The sequence below is a fragment of the Bittarella sp. HCP28S3_D9 genome (genome assembly GCF_052065655.1).
GTDB classification, from domain to species: domain Bacteria; phylum Bacillota; class Clostridia; order Oscillospirales; family Ruminococcaceae; genus Bittarella; species Bittarella massiliensis.
In genome coordinates this window covers 14,497-31,675 of sequence record NZ_JBQHTP010000025.1, presented here as the reverse complement: position 1 = coordinate 31,675, position 17,179 = coordinate 14,497, and the positions used below count along the sequence as shown (strand labels likewise).

Here is a 17,179-nt window from a genome sequence, read left to right as displayed (position 1 = left end):
ACCGTCTACAGGCAAAATTATTCCGGTTGCGAATGTATTTCAATCCACTCCCCCTACACGAGGGGGAGACGCTTGCCTGCCTCATCCAGAGTAGCCAAACCGCCAGATTTCAATCCACTCCCCCTACGCGAGGAGGAGACTCAGGCTCGTCTTGCAGCTCGAAAACTACATCCTATTTCAATCCACTCCCCCTGCGTGAGGGGGAGACCGGATGGAACCTGGTCAAGGCCACCGGGGCAACAATTTCAATCCACTCCCCCTGCGTGAGGGGGAGACAGCAAACATCTCCAAAAAAGGAGACTGTTTGATTGTCTTTACCATACAACTTCCCCAATCTGCTGTCAACCGCCCTGTCCTCCTATCCCTTGACCGACCCCTTTTTCACCCTGCTTGTGGCGTTTTCCCGGTGCGAAGGGCCCGGGCGTTTTCTGTCTGCTTGCCCTTCGCACCTGCCGCGCAAGGGGAGATGATCTTGCCACAGAAAAAGAGCCGGGCACTCACCGCCCAGCCCTCTTCCCTTTCCTTCGCGCAGCCGCCTTCCCACTTCAGCCCAGGGAAGGGGAAGGGGTGCGCCTGAAACGTTGCCCCTCCCACCGACAGCAGCCGCCAAAACAGCCGCCGGGGTGGGGAAAGGCCCCTTCCCAACAGTCTCTACCGCAACAGGTGCGATTGCCTTGTCACCGGGTGTCTGGCGAACGCTGCCCCGCCGTCTTCCCGCGCCAAAGACATGTCGGGGAGCCCGCTCGCCCAGGCCGACGTCTGGCGCACTGCCTGGCCGGAGGGCAGCGTTCCAGCAAAACCGCCCCTGCCCGCCATCTGTCAAATTTTTCCGTCTCATCCCCCTGGCAGAGGCGGCCCTTTCACATCCCAATTTGCAGGGGAGAGAGGCGGTCAGGGTAGCGGGTCAGCCGTTGGCCTGCCCCAGCTCGTGGGCGCGCTCGATGCAGCGCTGAATGCCGTAGGCCACCGCCGCGTCCAGCCCCTTGGCCTGAAAGCCCTCGATGCCGGCGATGGTGGTGCCCCCCTTGGAGCAGACCTTGGCGATGAGGTCGTCGATATCCTCGCCGCTCTCCAGCATCATCCGCGCCGCGCCGATCAGGGTCTGGCAGAACATCTCCTTGACCGTCTCCCGCTCCAGCCCGTACTGGCTGATCTGGTCGCAGAAGAGCTTGGCGTAGTAGTAGATGAAGGCGGGAGAGCTGGAGTTGGCCGGGATCACCTCGCTGAGCTTGTCGGCCGGCAGCTCCCACACCTTGCCGCTGGCGGCAAAGATCTGCTTGACAAACGCCAGCTGTTCGGCGGGGGTGCCCTCCTCCCGCCCCACGGCGGTGGCCCCCTCGGCAATCAGCAGGGGGGTGTTGGGCATCACCGGGATCACCACCAGCTCGGGCCGCCCCAGTGCCCGGCGGATGTAGTCGGCGGAGATGCCCGCCGCGATGGAGATGACCGCCGTCCCCTCCCGCAGGGCGGGGGCCGCTTCGGCCAACACGTCAGCCATCTGCTGGGGCTTGACCGAGAGCACCAGGTAGTCGGCAAAGGCCACCAGCTCCCGGCAGTCGGCAAAGGCGCGGTGGCCCATGGCGGCAAAGTGTTCTAGCCGCTGCACGCTCACGTCGGTGACCCCGATCTGCTGCGGGGGCAGGAATCCGGTGCGGTCGATCCCCTTGACAATGGCCTCGGCCATGTTGCCGGCGCCGATAAATCCGATGGTTTTCATCTCTCATTCTCCCTTTCTCTGTGGGCGGCCGGGGGACTGGGCCCGCAGCCGCAGAAGCTCTGTTCAAATGATACACGGATTTGGGGAGCAATACAAGGGCACCGCCCGCTCCGGGACAAATTTGCCGGGCGGCGGTCAGGCCCCCCGACAAAGCCGGGGGCTTGGGGACAGAATGCCGACAAAACCCCCTCAAGGGGCGCTGAAGATCCCTCCGCTTGTATCGCCTTTTCCTTGCCCTTGCTCCCCAGCCCGCAAACAGGCAATTGCGCACAAAGAAAGTGTTTTGAGATCGTGAGATCCCTGTCCATTTTTCGCCTCACTTGATACATTTCTTTATCCTCCCCGGCTAAGCCGGGGAGGCGTGTCACGAAAGCGTGTCAAAACAGCCAGAAGCGGCGACCCTCGGCGGGCCGCCGCTTCTGACCGGTAAGAAACATGAGGAATGAAACACAAAGGCCGGTTGACACGTTGCACGCAGGCATGTGTGGGAACGCCTGCCCAGAGCCGCCGTGCAATCGCCCTTCCCGCCGGCAGAGCACCCGGGGGAGGAGAGATTGGAGGTTAGCACTAACTAACTCTGTGCTCTCAATATAGCATCTGCAGGAGGGAATGTCAAGGCAGATGAGAAAAAATAGGAGGATTTTTTGCCGGGACGGCTCTTGGCCCGGACAACTTGTTTTCTCACTGCTTTGGGGGCGGTAGGGGAGGAATTTGATACCAGCAGGGGAGCGGTGGAACAGATGTTGGCCAGAGGCGGCCCTGCGCCCCCCTCTGTGCCTGTCCGCCCTTTTTTTCGCCTCTGTCGTCCGCCCTTCTCCCCGCCTATTTTCCCTTTCGCCTCTGTCCGTTCACCTCTTCTCTTCGCCTCCTCTCTGTCTGTTTTCCTCGTCGCTTCTGTCGGCCCGTTTTTTTATCTTCACCTCTGTCCGCCCTCCTCTCCGTCCTTCTCTCCACTTTCGCCTGCCCACCTTTACCTTTCCGCCTTCGGTGCCCACCGTTCTCTCTGCGCTCTGTCGGCACACCCAGCCTCTGTCCGCCCGCTTTTTCTTTTCGCCTCTGTCGCTTACCGCTTTCTACGCGTTCTGTCCGCCTGTCTTTCCCCCTACCTCTCCCTGTCCGCTTCTCCTTTCCACCTCTGTCACTCACCGTTTTCTATGCATTCTGGCAGTCTGCCTTTTCGCCGGTTTCTCTCCGCCTGTCTTTTCCTTTGCCTCTCGCCGTCTGGCTTTCTCCCCGCTTTCGTCCGCCCTTCTTTCCCTTTGCCGCCGTCTGTCCGCCTGCTTTTTCTTTCTCCTGTCACCCGCCGTTCTCTATATTTTGCCCATCCGCCTTTCTCCACCGGTTTTCCCTCTCTGCCTGTTTGGCCTTTCCGCACCTGCTATCCATCGTTCTCTCCGCCTTTTCCCTTCGCCCTGTCTGCCCAATTTTCCTCTCCACCCCTGCACCCGCCTATTTCTCTCCGCCTTCTCTCCGTCCATCGTTTTCTCCATCTTTTGTCAATCTGTCTTTCCCTTCGCCCCTGCCGCCACCTTCTATCCATCCCTCTTTTCCCTGTCCCTGTCCGCCCTCCCGGCAGGAAAGAGGGGAGGCCCCTTGACATTTGAACAGTCGTTTGATAAACTAAATCGAACGACTGTTAGAGGAGGAATTTCATGGAACGGGAAAAGACAGGGGAGCGCATCCTGCAGGCCGCGCTGGAGCAGTTCGCCCAGCGGGGATATCTGGCTGTGTCCATCCGCGACATCTGCGGGGCGGTGGGGATCAAGGAGGGCACCGTCTACTACCACTTTGCCGACAAGCGGGCCATCTTGCAGGCGATCCTCGCCCGGTTTGAGGAGCAGGGCGACGGGCTCACCGAGACCCTCTTTGCCGCCCTGGGGGAGGGGGTCGCCGCCCCCGTCTCGATGGAGGGGGTCTCCCGCCGCTTCTTTGAGGGGTATTTGATGGACCCCTTTTGCAACCGGGTGCTGCGGCTGCTGGCCATCGAGCAGCACCACGACGGCGAACTGCGCCGCCTCTACCGGGAGTGGCTCTTCGACCGCCCCCTGCGCATCCAGGAGGCGGCCTTCGCCCAGCTGCAGCGGCTGGGGCTTCTGGCGGGCGGGTCGGCGGCCGACCTGGCGGTGCGCTACTACGCGCCCATCTTTTTTTACACCCAGCGCTACCTCCTCTCGGGAGAGCTGACCGAGGAGAAAAAGGCCGCCTTCGGGGCGGCGGTGGGGCGGCAGTTGGCCGCCATGGAAAGGGGAGCTTGCTGAAATGGGCAACTACATCGTGACCGGGGGCAACCGGGGCATCGGCTACTATCTGACCGAGGGGCTGCTGGAAGGGGGGCACGCCGTGGCGGTGCTCGACCGGGAGCTGGACGGCCTCGCCCCCCTGGCGGCCCGCTTTCCCGGCTGGCTGTGGCCCCTCCTCTGCGACGTCTCCCGGGAGGAAGAGGTGGCGCGCTCGGTGGACGAGGCGGCCCGGCTGCTGGGCGGGCTGGACGGGGCGGTGCACAACGCCTGCCTCTGCACCTTTGCCCCCGCCGGAGAGACCGGCGAGGAGACCTATCGGGCGGTGCTGGCGGTCAACTACTTCGGCGCCCTCCACCTGGCAAAAAGCGCCCTGCCCCACCTGGAGCGGACGGGGGCCGCCCTCTACTTCACCAGTTCAGGGGTGGGGGTCACCGGCTTTGGGGGGATCGCGCCCTACGCCTCCTCCAAGGGGGCCATCGAGGCGCTGGCCAAGTGTCTGCGCATCGAGCTGGCGGGGCGGGGCGTGGGGGTGCACCTGCTCCACCCGCCCCTGACCGACACCCGTTCCGCCGCCCCCCTGCCGGTGCCCAAGGCCTTCTTCGCCGCCCCCGAAGCGGTGGGAAAGGGGCTGGCCCGGCGGCTGGGGAAGCGGAGCTTCGTCATCTGCCACTCCCCGGCGCAGCAGTTTCAGGTGCGGCTGTGCTACCTCTTCCCTTTAAAGATGGGGGCGATGATGGACCGGATGCTCCGCCGCGCCGCAGAGCAGGGGGAGTAGGCCCCTCTTTCCCGGGAAATAAAAAGAGCCGCTAGGCAGCCTAGGCAGCTTTTTTTCGGCCGTGTGGCCCACCCCTGGGCCGCGGCCACAGAGACAAATTTTTAGACGCCCACCCCGGCCGCCGCGCCGGCGACGAGGGACAGGCAGGGCCGTTTCGGTTTTTATTGTGCGGCAACAGGAGTCCGCCAGCGGAATGGGTGGGCCCATATATGGGGGCAACGTCCCGCGATACCGGCCGCGCCTCGAGGCGTTGATGCGGCCCGCCAGCTGCGAGGGGATCTTTGCTTGCCACCCGCAAACGGGCCCACCTGTTCTCTTCCTCTCGGCCGGTCTGCGACCTGCTCCTCTTTGGCAGGCCGCACTTTTACGGTATCAAAAGGGAGTTCCCTTTCTCGCGCATCGCGAAAGCTCTTCAGTGCCCCGGCACAGCCAGTTTTTTAGACAACAAAAAAGAGCGCCCGACAGACAGGTTCTGCCGGGCGCCCTCTGCTGTTTTTAGGACTGTTTTTCCCGCTTGGCGTTGTAGCGCTTGACGATTTGGTTGTAGATGAAGATGCCCACGAGGGAGAGCCCCCCCGCCACCGCAAAGGCGATGATGGAGTTGCCCGCCTGCCCCTTGATGAGGAGGGAGCCCGCCAGGGTCGAGGTGACGATGGAGGGGATGCGGGCGATGGAGGAGATGATAAAGAACCGCAGCGGGCGGATGGGGGTCAGCCCGGCCACATAGGTGAGGATGTCCTTGGGGGTGCCGGGGATGAAGAAGAGGAGGAAGGTCAGCTTTTCAAAGCTGTTTTTGTCGTTCAAAAATTTCAGCTTGTGCAGCTTTTCCTCCGAGAAGAAGCTGTGCACCAAGTCCCGCCCCAGCCACTTGACCAAAAAGAACACCAAGATGGAGCCCACAAAGCAGCCCAGCATGCACATCAGCAGCCCGGGGACGGTGCCGTACATCATCCCCGCCAGCACCTCGATGGGCTCGCCGGGGATGAAGGCCACCACGATCTGCAGTATTTGGATGGCCAGGAAGACAAAGACCCCGGCCGGGCCGAAGCCGTCGATGTACTCGCGGATGAGCTCGCTCGCGTCGGGCTTGCCCAGCATCCCCAGCACCGGGGAAAAGGCCCAGAGAGCCAGCCCGCAGAGGGCCAGCACCACCAGCACCGCGGCGATTTTGAAGTGGCGGGAGTTCACTCTGTTTTTGGTCGTCTCTTTCATACCGATCCTTCTTTAACTGGAATTTGTGGGGCGGCCAGCCAGCCTTCGCCAGCCCAGCCAAAAAATTGCGGGGGTTTTGCCGAACCCTGGGGGGACAATACTACCGTCGCACCCGGCGGGAGGTGTCCCGAATGAAAAAATGGTTTGCAATTTGCGCCGTGGCGGCGCTGGCGCTGGCCTTCATCGTCCCCAGGACCGCCCGGGCGGAGTATTTCGCCCCCGGCCAGGAGGAGCGATTGGAGGACTACAACCTCACCTACAAGACCACCACCGTATCGGTGGGGGAGGAAGTGGGGGAGGAGACCGCCCGCAAGGTCAACAGCGAACTCCAACACGCGGCCTTTGACAACCTGGCATCGGTCAACGCCCAGGCCAATACCCTGGCCTACACCGACCAGCGGGCCGAAGGCAGCTACACCCAAGAGATCACCCGGCAGACCCCGGCCTTTGTCAGCGTGCGCTGTGCGCGCCGCTTCTCGGTAGAGGGGCGGCCCGTCTACAGCGACGCGACGGGGGCTGTGTACAGCCTCACCACAGGCGAGCGTCTGGCCCTTGGCGACTTGTTTACCGATTCAAGTGACTATCTGAGCATAGTGAAAAATGAAATGGAACGGCAACTCGACCACCCGGCCGGACTGGAGGACGACCAGCCCTTCTACCTCACCGATACCCAGCTTGTCGTCCTCTGCAAGGCGGGGGAACAGGAATCCATGCAGCGGCAGGAGCACGAGGCGAACATCCCCCTCGAGCGCCTGCAGGGGCTGCTGAAAGAAGAATACCGATAGGTGCGACGGTGGACAGCCTGGGGGCTGTCCACTTTTTTGCCCTAGATCGCGCAGCCCAGACAGTGCTCCTCGCTGCAGCAGTCCAGCCGGCAGAGGACAATCTGGCCGGGGGCGAGCCCCTCGCCCTTGATGCGCACCGGGGTGTAGTTTTTGGTGTAGCCCTCGAAGGAGCCGTCCTCCCGCTGCCGCTCCAGCAGCACCTCCTCGGTGCGGCCCACCTGTTCTTTTAAAAAGGCGGCCTTGCAGCGCTCGGCCTCGGCGGCCAGGCGGCGGTTTCGCTCCTCCTTCACCCGGGCGGGCAGCTGGTCGGGCAGCGCGGCCGCCCGGGTGCCCTCTCTCCGGGAGTAGGGGAAACAGTGCACCCGGGCAAAGCCCACCTCTCTGACAAAGGCCAGGGACTGCAAAAAGTGCTCCTCGCTCTCGCCGGGGAAGCCGACGATGATGTCGGTGGTGATGGAGGGGTTTTCAAAGTGGTTGCGGATGAAGCGGACGATCTCCAGGTACTCCTCGGTGGTGTAGTGGCGGTTCATCTGCCGCAGGATGGCGTCGCACCCGCTCTGGAGCGAGAGGTGAAACTGGGGGCAGAATTTGGGCTGGGCGGCCAGGCGCATCATGTCCTCGTCGGTGAGCAGCTCCGGCTCGAGGGAGCCCAGCCGCACCCGCTCGATGCCCTCCACCGAGCAGGCGCACTCGGCGGCGTCGATGAGGCGCAGCCCCAGGTCCTTGCCGTAGCAGGGGAGGTTGATGCCCACCAGCACCACCTCCCGGTACCCGTTTTGGGCCAGCACCGACAGCTCGCGGCGGATGGCCTCCAGCGGTTTGGAGCGCACCCGCCCCCGGGCGGTGGGGATGATGCAGTAGGAGCAGTAGTGGTCGCACCCGTCCTGGATTTTGACAAAGGCGCGGGTGTGCTCCCCAAAGTCCTGCACCTGCATCTCCTCAAAGCCCTCGCCGGGGGTGTGCTCGGCGATCTCGACGATGCGGCTTTTCTCGCTGATGGCCCGCAGCGTCAACTCGACGATCCGGTTTTTGTTCCCCGCGCCGGTGACCACGTCGATGCCGGGCAGGGCCTTGGCCTTTTCGGGAAAGGCCTGGGGGAAACAGCCGGTGAGCACCACCACCGCGTCGGGGTTTTCCCGGCGGAAGCGGGCCAGCCGGTTGCGGGTCTTCTTGTCGCCGGTGGCCGTCACCGTGCAGGAGTTGACCACAAAGACATCGGCCTTTTCCTCCGGCCCGGCCAGCTCGAAGCCGGCCTTCTGAAACTGGGCGGCAATGGCCTGGGTCTCGTACTGGTTGACCTTGCAGCCCAGGGTGTAAAAGGAAACTCTCATCTGCTCTACCAACTTTCCCTTGTCATTAGTCTAACCGCTCTTTTGGTCAAAACAGCGAGCGGATTTCTTACATTTTTCTTGCAGCCGCCCCCGGTCAAAGGGGTTCGCCCCGGGGCGAAAAGAGGGGGTGGCTTTTGCAAACTGCCCAAAAAACAGTTCTTATTATTATACATAAAAATGCAGCTGAAAACAACAAAGTCGGTTGCGAAAAGGAGGGGGGTAGTATATAATGGATGAAAGAAGTAAGGAGGCAGCGAGACGATGACACAAGTAAAGGTGTTTTTCAAAAGGGCTGACGACATCAAGAGCTTTATCCACAGCCTGTCCAAATACGACGCGACCGCCACCATTGGAGAGCCTGAAAACCGGGTGAACGCCAAGTCCATCATCGGCATTTTCAGCCAGGACCTCTCAAAGCCCCTGCTGCTGACCATCGACTGCGACCACTGCCCGGAGGTCTTGGACGACATCCGTCAATTCATTGTGGAATAAAATCGCCTTGCGGCGATTTTTTCTGTTTATAAGCGACTTTTTCGCCCCCTCGCCTCATATCCATTGGCAAGAGGTGATAGGGAATGAAGAAACTGGCAGCCGCCCTGGTGTCGGCGGCGCTGCTGTTGAGCGCGGCGCCGGCCTTTGCATACGAAGATGTGACCACCACCGACTTTGACCTGCTGGGGGATGGGGGCGAACAGCCCGTGGTCGCCGCCTCCCCCGCGCCGGAAGGGGCCATCAACATCAACGCCAAGTCGGCCATCTTGCTGGAGCAGAGCACCGGGCAGGTGCTCTACGAACAGTCCGCCGACGAGCCGATGCCCCCGGCGTCCATCACCAAGGTGATGACCCTCCTTCTGGTGATGGAGGCCATCGACGCCGGCAAGTTCGGCTACGACGACATGGTCAGCGCCAGCGACTACGCCTGCAAGATGGGGGGCAGCCAGATCTGGCTGGAACCCGGCGAGCAGATGAGCGTGAACGACCTCATCAAGGCCACCGCCATCTCCTCGGCCAACGACGCGGCCGCCGCCCTGGGCGAATACGTGGCCGGCTCCCCCGAGGCCTTTGTGGCCCTGATGAACCAGCGGGCCCAGGAGCTGGGGATGGCGAACACCCACTTTGAAAACCCCAACGGCCTCGACGCGGCGGGCCACGTCTCCACCGCCCGGGACATCGCCATCATGAGCTGCGAGCTCCTCAAGCACCCGGACATCAAAAAGTACAGCACCGTCTGGATGGACTCCCTGCGGGGCGGGGCGACCCAACTGGTCAACACCAACAAGCTGGTGCGCTTTTACGACGGCTGCGTGGGCCTCAAGACCGGCACCACCGACGGGGCGGGCAGCTGCCTCTCGGCCGCGGCCGAGCGGGGCGGCCTCTCCCTGGTGGCGGTGGTGATGGGCTGCCCCACCTCCAACGACCGCTTCAACGGCGCCAAGGCCCTGCTGGACTACGGCTTCGCCAACTACGAGATGGCCACCCTGCAACTGCCCGAAACCGCCCCCACCGCCCTGAAGGTCAAGGGCGGGGTCACCGGCGAAGTGCCCCTGCGCTACGGCAGCGACGGCACCTTTTTGGTGAAAAAGGGCAGCGGGGCCAAGATCGTGCAGGCGGTGCAGATCGCCGAGGACGTCACCGCCCCGGTGGAGGAAGGGCAGAAACTGGGGGTGGTGGAACTCTCGCTGGACGGCGAAAAGATCGGCGAGTACCCAGTCACCGCCGCCGCCCCGGTGGCCAAGATGGACTTTTTGACAGGCTACCAAATTCTGCTGAAATACTTATTTGTGATGCGCTGATTTGGCGGTTTTTTACAAAAAATATCTTTTGCATACAAGCATACTTGACAGTATTGCTTAGATATATTACAATCGAATCAACCAATAAGGGGGAAGTAAAATGGCAGTGAAACTCAATACCAACTACCTGGCAAACTTTATCCGCCCGGAGGAGTACGCGGGGATGCAGCACCTGGTCTGCGCCGCCCACCAGACCCTCCACGAAAAATCCGGTCTGGGCAACGACTTCCTGGGCTGGATCGACCTGCCCACCAACTACGACAAGGCCGAGTTCGAGAGGATCAAGGCCGCTGCCAAGAAGATCCAGCAGCAGTCCAAAGTGCTGGTGGTCATCGGCATCGGCGGCTCCTACCTGGGGGCCCGCGCCGCCATCGAGTACATCAAGAGCAACAACTACAATGCCCTGGCGAAGGACACCCCGCAGATCTACTTTGTGGGCAACACCATCTCGCCCAGCTACTTAAACGACATCCTCGCCCTCTGCGAGGGGGTCGACTTCTCGGTCAACGTCATCTCCAAGTCCGGCACCACCACCGAGCCGGCCCTGGCCTTCCGGGTCTTTAAAGAACTGCTCGAAAAGCGCTACGGCCCCGAGGGCGCGAAGGAGCGCATCTACTCCACCACCGACAAGGCCCGCGGCACCCTCAAAGAGCTCTCCGACCGCAACGGCTACGAGACCTTCGTCATCCCCGACGACGTGGGCGGCCGCTACTCGGTGCTCACCCCGGTGGGGCTGCTCCCCATCGCCGTGGCGGGCTGCGACATCGACGCGGTGATGGCCGGCGCCAAAGAGGCGCAGGATGCCTTTACCGACCCCTGCCTTGAGAAAAACGACTGCTACAAGTACGCGGCGGTCCGCAACATCCTCTACAACAAGGGCTACTCGGTCGAGATCATGGCCAGCTACGAGCCCTCCTACGGGCAGATGAACGAGTGGTTCAAACAGCTCTACGGCGAGAGCGAGGGCAAGGACCACAAGGCCCTCTACCCCTCCAGCGTCATCTTCTCCACCGACCTGCACTCCCTGGGCCAGTACATCCAGGACGGGCGGCGGCAGCTGTTTGAGACGGTCATCGACTTCGCCGAACCCAAGAGCGACTTCTTCATCCCCGAGGACCCCGAAAACCTCGACGGGCTGAACTTCCTCTCGGGGCAGAACATGTCCAACGTCAACAAAAAGGCCATGCAGGGCACCATCCTCGCCCACGTCAAGGGCGGCGTCCCCAACGCGGTCCTCCAAATCGACAAGATGGACGCCCACTCCTTTGGCTACCTGGTCTACTTCTTGGAGAAGGCCTGCGCCATCTCCGGCTACCTGCTGGGGGTCAACCCCTTCGACCAGCCCGGGGTGGAGAGCTACAAGAAGAACATGTTCGCCCTGTTGGGCAAACCCGGCTACGAGGACCTGCGGGAAGAGCTCGTCAAAGAAATTCAGGAATAGTCCCCACCCCACTCCGGGGCGGGACCAAAATATAGGAGGTACACCACTATGATAAAACTCATTGTTGGCAGCAGAGGCTCGGGCAAGACCAAAAAACTCCTTGAGCAGATCAACGACGCAGCAAAAACTTCAGCTGGAAATGTGGTATGCTTGGACAAAACCCTGAAACTCCGGTACGATGTGGACTCCAATGTCCGCCTGGTGGACATGGACGCCTACGGCATCTGCGGTTTTGATATCTTCTACGGCTTCATCCTGGGCCTGATGGCCGGCAACTACGACATCACCCATGTCTTTGTGGACTCCATCCTCAAGGTGGGCGGCCCCGAGAAGGATTTGGAGGGGCTGGGCGCCATGTTCGACAAACTCTCCGGCGTGGCCGAGATCAAGGACGTGAACCTGGTCTTCACCGTCTCCGCCGACGAGGACCTGCTCCCCGAGAACATGAAGAAGTACCTGTGACCTCCGTTTTATAGACCCCTTTCAGAGCCCGCCCGGGCCGCGCTGAAATGCGCGCCGGGCGGGCTCTTTTCTGCGCCGGGGAGAGGGGGAGAGGCGCCCGCCCGAGAGGGGTCTGAGCAAAAGATCAAAAGAGCAAAAGGAAAAAATCGACCGGTGCTCCCAGCGCGCCGGCTTTCAGGTGCTTACCCGCCCTCCGGCGGCTCAAGGCCCTGGGCCAGCGAGACCAGCGCCGCCCGGTCGGCCAGCAGATAGCCGCCCCCCTCTTTTTTCAGATACCCCCTGGACACGAAGTCGGCCAACACGTAGAGCAGGTGGCGGTAGCTGACCCCCAGGTATTCGGCGGCGTGGGTGTGCTTTTCGGCGTACCAGCCGTCTGGCGCGGCCAACAGCAAAAAATGGGCCAGCCGGTTTTCCAGGGGAAAGCCCTTGTTTTGGGAGAGGGAGAGGACGGTGCGGACATTCTTGCTCCCCAAATAGACGCAGAGGCGCCGCAAGAACCGGGGGTCGCCCAACAGCCGCTCCCGGCACTCCTCGATCGGCAGGGCCAGGCAGTAGCAGCCGCAGAGGGCCTGCACCGCCCGGGAACTGCGCTGCACCCCGATGAGTTCCATCTCCCCCACAAAGCAAGGGGCGCGAAAGAAGTCGATGAGTGAGACCTTGCCGTTTGGCAGGGTCATGTAGAGCTTGGCCCGCCCGGCGACCAGGTAGTAGAGGAAGGCGGGCTGGGCCCCCTCCTCGAGGATGTACTCCCCCGCTTCCAGGTGGTAGAGCCGGGCATACTGTTGGGCGGGGAAGGAGAAGCAGTCCAAAAAGTCGGACTGGCGCAAAAAGCGGTCCAGCAGCGGCTGGTCGTCGACCAAGACCACAGGGCATCCCTCCTTGATGTGAGAAATCTCATACCCAGTATAGCGCGGGGACTGCTACACTACAACTGTAAAGAGAGCCGCGCAGCCGCCAGGCCGCGCCCGACGAGAGAGGAAGGAACGCTGATGATGCGACAGAAAATCATTTTGGACTGCGACCCCGGCCACGACGACGCCATTGCCCTGATGGTGGCGGCCCGGCACCCGGCCATCGAACTGCTGGGGGTCACGGTGGTGGCGGGCAACCAGACGCTGGATAAGACCCTGCCCAACGCCCTGCACCTCTGCCAGCACCTGGGGCTCGATGTCCCGGTCTACGCGGGGATGCCCCGCCCCCTGGTGCGCGAGCAGGTGGTGGCGGCCAACATCCACGGCGAGAGCGGGTTGGACGGCCCGGTGTTCGCCCCCCTCACCCGGCAGGCGGAAAAGACCCCGGCGGTGCGCTATCTCATCGACACCCTGCTGGCCTCCGACGGGGACATTGCCCTGGTGCCGGTGGGGCCCCTCACCAACATCGCGGTGGCCATCCGCAGCGAGCCCCGCATCCTGCAAAAGATCCAGCGCATCGTCCTCATGGGCGGGGCCTACGGGCTGGGCAACACCACCCCCGCCGCCGAGTTCAACATCTACGCCGACCCCGAGGCCGCCCACGTGGTGTTCTCCTCCGGGGTGCCCATCGCGATGATGGGGCTGGACCTGACCAACCAGACCGCCTGCACCATGGACGTCATCGAGCGGATGGAGGGGTTTGACAACGTGGGCGGCCGGCTCTTCGGCGACATCATGCGCTTCACCTGGAAGACCCAGCACGAGGCCTACGGCCTGGACGGGGGCCCGGTACACGATGTCACCTGTGTGGCCTACCTCATCGACCCCACCATCTTCACCATGAAAGAGATGTATGTGGAGGTGGACCGGAGCGGCGGCCCCAGCTACGGCCGCACCGTCTGCGACTACTTCGGCACCACCGGCAAGCCCGCCAACTGCCAGGTGGGCATCACCCTGGACGGCGGCCGCTTCTGGGACTTGGTGGCCGACTGCGTGGCCCGGTACAACTAAACTCCCCCCTCCTAGCCGGGGGCAGGCGCGATCGGCGCGCCCCCCCCCGGCTTTTCGCGCCCCGTTGCCCCCGCCCCCGAATCGGTGTATAATGAACAGCGTGCGAATGGAGGCGATCCCGACGGAGAGACAAAACGACTTTTCAAAGGGCAAGGTGTCCCGCAACATCCTCAACCTGGCCCTGCCCATGACCCTGGCCCAGCTCATCAACGTCCTCTACAGCGTGGTGGACCGGATGTACATCGGCCACATCCCCGAGGCGGCGACCCTGGCCCTCACCGGCCTGGGGCTGACCTTCCCCATCATTTCCATCATCACCGCCTTTGCCAACCTCTTCGGGATGGGGGGCGCCCCCCTCTGCTCCATCGCCCGGGGGAAGGGGGACGACGAGCGGGCCGAGACCATCATGGGCAACTCCTTTTTTATGATGGTGGCCACCGGGCTGGTCCTCACCGCCCTCTTTCTGGCCTTCAAGGGGCCGCTGCTGCGGCTCTTCGGGGCCAGCGGGCAGACCTTCCCCTACGCCGACGGCTACCTCACCGTCTACCTCTGCGGCAGCGTCTTTGTGATGGTGGGGCTGGGGATGAACAGCTTCATCAACTCCCAGGGCTTTGGCAAGATGGGGATGATGACCGTCCTCCTGGGGGCGGTGACCAACATCCTCCTGGACCCGCTGTTCATCTTTGTCCTCCACATGGGGGTGCAGGGGGCGGCCCTGGCCACGGTGATCTCCCAATTCCTCTCGGCCGCCTGGGTGTTTCGCTTCCTCACCGGCAAAAAGGCCATCTACCGGCTGCAAAAAAAGACCATGAAGCCCAACTGGAAGCTGGTGGGGGAGATCGTCTCCCTGGGGATGAGCTCCTTTTGCTTTGCCATCACCAACAGCCTGGTGCAGATCGTCTGCAACATCAACCTGCAGCAGTTCGGGGGCGACCTCTACGTGGGGATCATGACGGTGGCCAACTCGGTGCGCGAGGTGGTGAGCATGCCGATAAACGGGCTGACCAACGGCGCCCAGCCGGTCATCGGCTTCAACTACGGCGCCAGGGAGTACCGCCGGGTGCGCAGCGGCATCCGCTTCATGTCGGTGGTCTGCGTGGTCTACACCCTGGCGGCCTGGCTGGTGCTGATGCTCTTCCCCCAGCCGTTCATCCACCTCTTCAGCAGCGACCCCGACCTGGTGGGCAAGGGGGCCCAGGCCCTGGGGGTCTACTTCTTCGGCTACTTCATGATGGCCTTTCAGATGGCGGGGCAGTCCACCTTTGTGGCCCTGGGCCGCTCCAAACAGGCGGTCTTTTTCTCCCTGCTGCGCAAGGCCATCATCGTGGTGCCACTGACCATCCTCCTGCCCCGCATCGGCGGCCTGGGGGTCATCGGGGTCTTTCTGGCCGAGCCGGTCTCCAACTTCGTGGGCGGGTCGGCCTGCTATTTGACCATGCTGGCCACCGTCTGGAAGCCGCTGCGAAAGGCCGAGGAGGCAGAGGCGGTCCCCGCCGGGCGGGCGGGGGAATAGGCGGCGCCCCCATCCCCCTTCTTTCGTATTGACGAGGGGGGCAAAAATGGGGTACACTGTCTTTGCGCGATCAGCGGCGGCCAGCCGGTCCATCTCCGGGGCCGCCGGGCAAATATGGGAAAAGGGAGTGCGATGAAGATGATCAAAGCGACAATTGTCGGCTACGGCAACATCGGCCGGGCCGCCGTCGAGGCGGTGCAGGCCGCCGAGGACTTTCAGCTGGTGGGGTTGGTGCGCAGAGGGGCCAGCCGCCAGGGACTCTCCGCCGATCTGGCCGGGGTGCCGGTGGTTTCCGACGTGAAGGAGCTGCCCGAAAAGCCCCAGGTGGCCATCCTCTGCACCCCCACCCGGTCGGTGCCCCAGTACGCCAAGGAGTACCTGGCCCAGGGGATCAACACCGTGGACAGCTACGACATCCACACCGGCATCTGGGACCTGGTGGAGGAGCTGACCCCGGTGGCCCAGGCCGGCGGGGCGGCCGCGGTGGTCTCGGCCGGGTGGGACCCGGGCAGCGACTCGGTGGTGCGGGCCCTGCTGCAGGGGCTGGCCCCCAAGGGGATCACCTACACCAACTTCGGCCCCGGCATGAGCATGGGGCACACGGTGGCGGTCAAGGCCATCCCCGGGGTGGAGAACGCCCTGTCCATGACCATCCCCACCGGCACCGGCGTCCACCGGCGGATGGTCTATGTCCAGCTCAAAGAGGGGGCCGACTTTGCGGCTGTGAAGGCCGCCGTCCTGGCAGACCCCTACTTTGTCCACGACGAGACCCACGTCGCCCAGGTGGAGGACGTGAAGGCCCTCATCGACACCGGCCACGGGGTCAACCTGGTGCGCAAAGGGGTCAGCGGCACCACCCACAACCAGAACTTCGAGTTCAATATGTCGATCAACAACCCCGCCCTCACCGCCCAGGTGCTCGTCTGCGCGGCCCGGGCCGCCTGCAAGCGCGCGCCGGGGGCCTACACCATGATCGACCTGCCGGTCATCGACCTGCTGCCGGGGGACAGGGGCAGCCTGATCCGCGCCCTGGTCTAGGCCCTTGGCGCCAAAAACCCGCAAAAATTTGAGAAAACAAGGAAAAAAGCCGCGGATTTTCGTTGACAACCCCAGGGGGAGTCTATATAATAAGTCTGTGGCGGACTAAGGAGTCACTATGCTTTTAAACGTAAAGCGCCTGCTTGCGGAGGAGGGGCTTCGCCTCCCCTTCGACTACACCCTGCAAGTTCCCCAGAGCGAGTTCTACGGCGACGACGACCGGCCGGCCTCCCTCCACATTGTGGGAGAAGCGGTCAACCGCGCCCAGATCGCCGAACTCCACTTTGCGGTGAGCGGCCGGGTGGAGACGGTGTGCGACCGCTGTCTCGACCCCATTTCCCGGGCGTTCGAGTACCGGTACACCCACACCCTCGTCAAGGAGTCGCCCAATGGTTCCGATGAAGACATCATTGTCGACGGTGATGCCGTCCATCTGGACCAGGTCGCCATCACCGACCTCCGGCTGGATTTCCCACTCAAATTTCTGTGCCGGGAGGACTGCAAAGGCCTCTGCCCCCTCTGCGGGGCGAACCTGAACCAGGGTGATTGCGGCTGCGACAAAAGGCAGATCGACCCCCGCCTGGAAGCTTTAAAAGAGCTATTGCAATAGTTTTTTTCCAGAAAGACCAATGTTAAGGAGGTGCTGAACTTGGCAGTACCAAAGAGAAAGTTGTCCAAAGCCAGAAGGGACAAACGCCGCTCCAACGTGTGGAAATTGGAGATGCCCGCGTTTTCCAAATGCCCGCAATGCGGCGAGCTGAAAGCCCCTCACAGAGTGTGCGGCAACTGCGGCTTCTACAAAGGCAAAGAGATCATCAAAAAGGAAGCGTAAGCTTCCTCAGAGATAAAGAGAGGGTGGTCCCTCTCTTTTTTTCGTGGATTGGCCCCGTCCGGCGGGGCATTCTGATAGAGAGGGGCCGCGCGCGTTGGCGGCCCGGTTAGGGAAGGGC

16 protein-coding genes and 1 CRISPR repeat array (1 of these 17 cut by a window edge) are annotated in these 17,179 nt (G+C 62.7%); of the genes, 12 read left to right on the top strand and 4 right to left on the bottom strand.

Features of this window, described 5'->3' with window-relative positions; translation table 11 throughout:
- Window positions 1–276: a CRISPR direct-repeat array (repeat unit 34 nt; unit sequence ATTTCAATCCACTCCCCCTGCGTGAGGGGGAGAC); it reaches 32 nt to the left of the window's first position.
- 628 nt (window positions 277–904) lie between these two features.
- Complete coding sequence (proC, locus tag ACTNAU_RS11720; protein ID WP_441098521.1) at window positions 905–1,717, bottom strand: pyrroline-5-carboxylate reductase; 813 nt, start codon at window positions 1,715–1,717, stop codon at window positions 905–907.
- Window positions 1,718–3,369: 1,652 nt separating this feature from the next.
- On the opposite strand from proC, the gene ACTNAU_RS11715 reads away from it, so the two are divergent.
- Entirely contained in the window at window positions 3,370–3,975 is a 606-nt protein-coding gene (locus tag ACTNAU_RS11715) for a TetR/AcrR family transcriptional regulator (protein WP_185915008.1), read from the top strand.
- 1 nt (window position 3,976) lies between these two features.
- Complete coding sequence (locus tag ACTNAU_RS11710) at window positions 3,977–4,732, top strand: SDR family NAD(P)-dependent oxidoreductase (RefSeq protein WP_441098520.1); 756 nt, start codon at window positions 3,977–3,979, stop codon at window positions 4,730–4,732.
- Between the two features lie 495 nt (window positions 4,733–5,227).
- On the opposite strand, the gene ACTNAU_RS11705 is transcribed toward ACTNAU_RS11710, so the two are convergent.
- Window positions 5,228–5,944, bottom strand: a complete 717-nt coding sequence (locus tag ACTNAU_RS11705; protein ID WP_185915010.1) for a TVP38/TMEM64 family protein — start codon at window positions 5,942–5,944, stop codon at window positions 5,228–5,230.
- Window positions 5,945–6,075: 131 nt separating this feature from the next.
- On the opposite strand from ACTNAU_RS11705, the gene ACTNAU_RS11700 reads away from it, so the two are divergent.
- Window positions 6,076–6,729 carry a hypothetical protein gene (locus ACTNAU_RS11700; protein ID WP_441098519.1) on the top strand — a complete coding sequence of 218 codons (654 nt, stop codon included), beginning with the start codon at window positions 6,076–6,078 and terminating at the stop codon, window positions 6,727–6,729.
- A 41-nt stretch (window positions 6,730–6,770) separates the two neighbouring features.
- Here the strand turns inward: ACTNAU_RS11700 and mtaB are convergent, their stop codons facing one another.
- Window positions 6,771–8,060: a tRNA (N(6)-L-threonylcarbamoyladenosine(37)-C(2))-methylthiotransferase MtaB gene (gene mtaB / locus ACTNAU_RS11695; RefSeq protein WP_441098518.1), complete on the bottom strand. Its 1,290-nt coding sequence runs from the start codon at window positions 8,058–8,060 to the stop codon at window positions 6,771–6,773.
- A gap of 261 nt (window positions 8,061–8,321) precedes the next feature.
- Here mtaB and ACTNAU_RS11690 point away from each other — a divergent pair, with 261 nt between their 5' ends.
- The 4 genes from ACTNAU_RS11690 (at window position 8,322) to ACTNAU_RS11675 (ending at window position 11,756) form a co-directional block, all read left to right on the top strand.
- Window positions 8,322–8,552, top strand: coding sequence for an HPr family phosphocarrier protein (locus ACTNAU_RS11690; RefSeq protein ID WP_021660920.1), 231 nt, complete (start codon window positions 8,322–8,324; stop codon window positions 8,550–8,552).
- Window positions 8,553–8,635: 83 nt separating this feature from the next.
- A complete protein-coding gene (locus tag ACTNAU_RS11685; protein WP_256135806.1) occupies window positions 8,636–9,853 on the top strand; it encodes a D-alanyl-D-alanine carboxypeptidase family protein in 1,218 nt (405 codons plus the stop codon).
- Window positions 9,854–9,953: 100 nt separating this feature from the next.
- Window positions 9,954–11,294: a glucose-6-phosphate isomerase gene (locus ACTNAU_RS11680; protein WP_185915014.1), complete on the top strand. Its 1,341-nt coding sequence runs from the start codon at window positions 9,954–9,956 to the stop codon at window positions 11,292–11,294.
- A 48-nt stretch (window positions 11,295–11,342) separates the two neighbouring features.
- Entirely contained in the window at window positions 11,343–11,756 is a 414-nt protein-coding gene (locus tag ACTNAU_RS11675; RefSeq protein WP_185915015.1) for a hypothetical protein, read from the top strand.
- A gap of 182 nt (window positions 11,757–11,938) precedes the next feature.
- On the opposite strand, the gene yeiL is transcribed toward ACTNAU_RS11675, so the two are convergent.
- Window positions 11,939–12,622, bottom strand: coding sequence for a transcriptional regulator YeiL (gene yeiL / locus ACTNAU_RS11670; RefSeq protein ID WP_441098517.1), 684 nt, complete (start codon window positions 12,620–12,622; stop codon window positions 11,939–11,941).
- Window positions 12,623–12,745: 123 nt separating this feature from the next.
- On the opposite strand from yeiL, the gene rihB reads away from it, so the two are divergent.
- The 5 genes from rihB to rpmF all read left to right on the top strand — a co-directional run bounded on the left by rihB (window position 12,746) and on the right by rpmF (window position 17,061).
- Complete coding sequence (gene rihB, locus ACTNAU_RS11665) at window positions 12,746–13,678, top strand: ribosylpyrimidine nucleosidase (RefSeq protein ID WP_441098516.1); 933 nt, start codon at window positions 12,746–12,748, stop codon at window positions 13,676–13,678.
- Between the two features lie 91 nt (window positions 13,679–13,769).
- Window positions 13,770–15,191: an MATE family efflux transporter gene (locus ACTNAU_RS11660; protein WP_441098515.1), complete on the top strand. Its 1,422-nt coding sequence runs from the start codon at window positions 13,770–13,772 to the stop codon at window positions 15,189–15,191.
- A 138-nt stretch (window positions 15,192–15,329) separates the two neighbouring features.
- A complete protein-coding gene (locus ACTNAU_RS11655) occupies window positions 15,330–16,229 on the top strand; it encodes a diaminopimelate dehydrogenase (RefSeq protein ID WP_279287167.1) in 900 nt (299 codons plus the stop codon).
- 118 nt (window positions 16,230–16,347) lie between these two features.
- Window positions 16,348–16,839: a YceD family protein gene (locus ACTNAU_RS11650; RefSeq protein ID WP_185915020.1), complete on the top strand. Its 492-nt coding sequence runs from the start codon at window positions 16,348–16,350 to the stop codon at window positions 16,837–16,839.
- Window positions 16,840–16,878: 39 nt separating this feature from the next.
- On the top strand, window positions 16,879–17,061 hold the full coding sequence (rpmF, locus tag ACTNAU_RS11645) for a 50S ribosomal protein L32 (RefSeq protein ID WP_021660930.1): 183 nt from the start codon (window positions 16,879–16,881) through the stop codon (window positions 17,059–17,061).
- Window positions 17,062–17,179: the final 118 nt, after the last annotated feature.

Coding starts and splice junctions, on each gene's coding strand:
- ACTNAU_RS11700 (WP_441098519.1), top strand. CDS start 6,076: ATGAAAAAATGGTTTGCAATTTGCGCCGTGGCGGCGCTGGCGCTGGCC.
- ACTNAU_RS11685 (WP_256135806.1), top strand. CDS start 8,636: ATGAAGAAACTGGCAGCCGCCCTGGTGTCGGCGGCGCTGCTGTTGAGC.
- mtaB (WP_441098518.1), bottom strand. CDS start 8,060: ATGAGAGTTTCCTTTTACACCCTGGGCTGCAAGGTCAACCAGTACGAG.
- ACTNAU_RS11660 (WP_441098515.1), top strand. CDS start 13,770: ATGAACAGCGTGCGAATGGAGGCGATCCCGACGGAGAGACAAAACGAC.
- ACTNAU_RS11675 (WP_185915015.1), top strand. CDS start 11,343: ATGATAAAACTCATTGTTGGCAGCAGAGGCTCGGGCAAGACCAAAAAA.
- ACTNAU_RS11650 (WP_185915020.1), top strand. CDS start 16,348: ATGCTTTTAAACGTAAAGCGCCTGCTTGCGGAGGAGGGGCTTCGCCTC.
- rihB (WP_441098516.1), top strand. CDS start 12,746: ATGATGCGACAGAAAATCATTTTGGACTGCGACCCCGGCCACGACGAC.
- ACTNAU_RS11710 (WP_441098520.1), top strand. CDS start 3,977: ATGGGCAACTACATCGTGACCGGGGGCAACCGGGGCATCGGCTACTAT.
- ACTNAU_RS11705 (WP_185915010.1), bottom strand. CDS start 5,944: ATGAAAGAGACGACCAAAAACAGAGTGAACTCCCGCCACTTCAAAATC.
- proC (WP_441098521.1), bottom strand. CDS start 1,717: ATGAAAACCATCGGATTTATCGGCGCCGGCAACATGGCCGAGGCCATT.
- ACTNAU_RS11690 (WP_021660920.1), top strand. CDS start 8,322: ATGACACAAGTAAAGGTGTTTTTCAAAAGGGCTGACGACATCAAGAGC.
- ACTNAU_RS11680 (WP_185915014.1), top strand. CDS start 9,954: ATGGCAGTGAAACTCAATACCAACTACCTGGCAAACTTTATCCGCCCG.
- ACTNAU_RS11715 (WP_185915008.1), top strand. CDS start 3,370: ATGGAACGGGAAAAGACAGGGGAGCGCATCCTGCAGGCCGCGCTGGAG.
- ACTNAU_RS11655 (WP_279287167.1), top strand. CDS start 15,330: ATGATCAAAGCGACAATTGTCGGCTACGGCAACATCGGCCGGGCCGCC.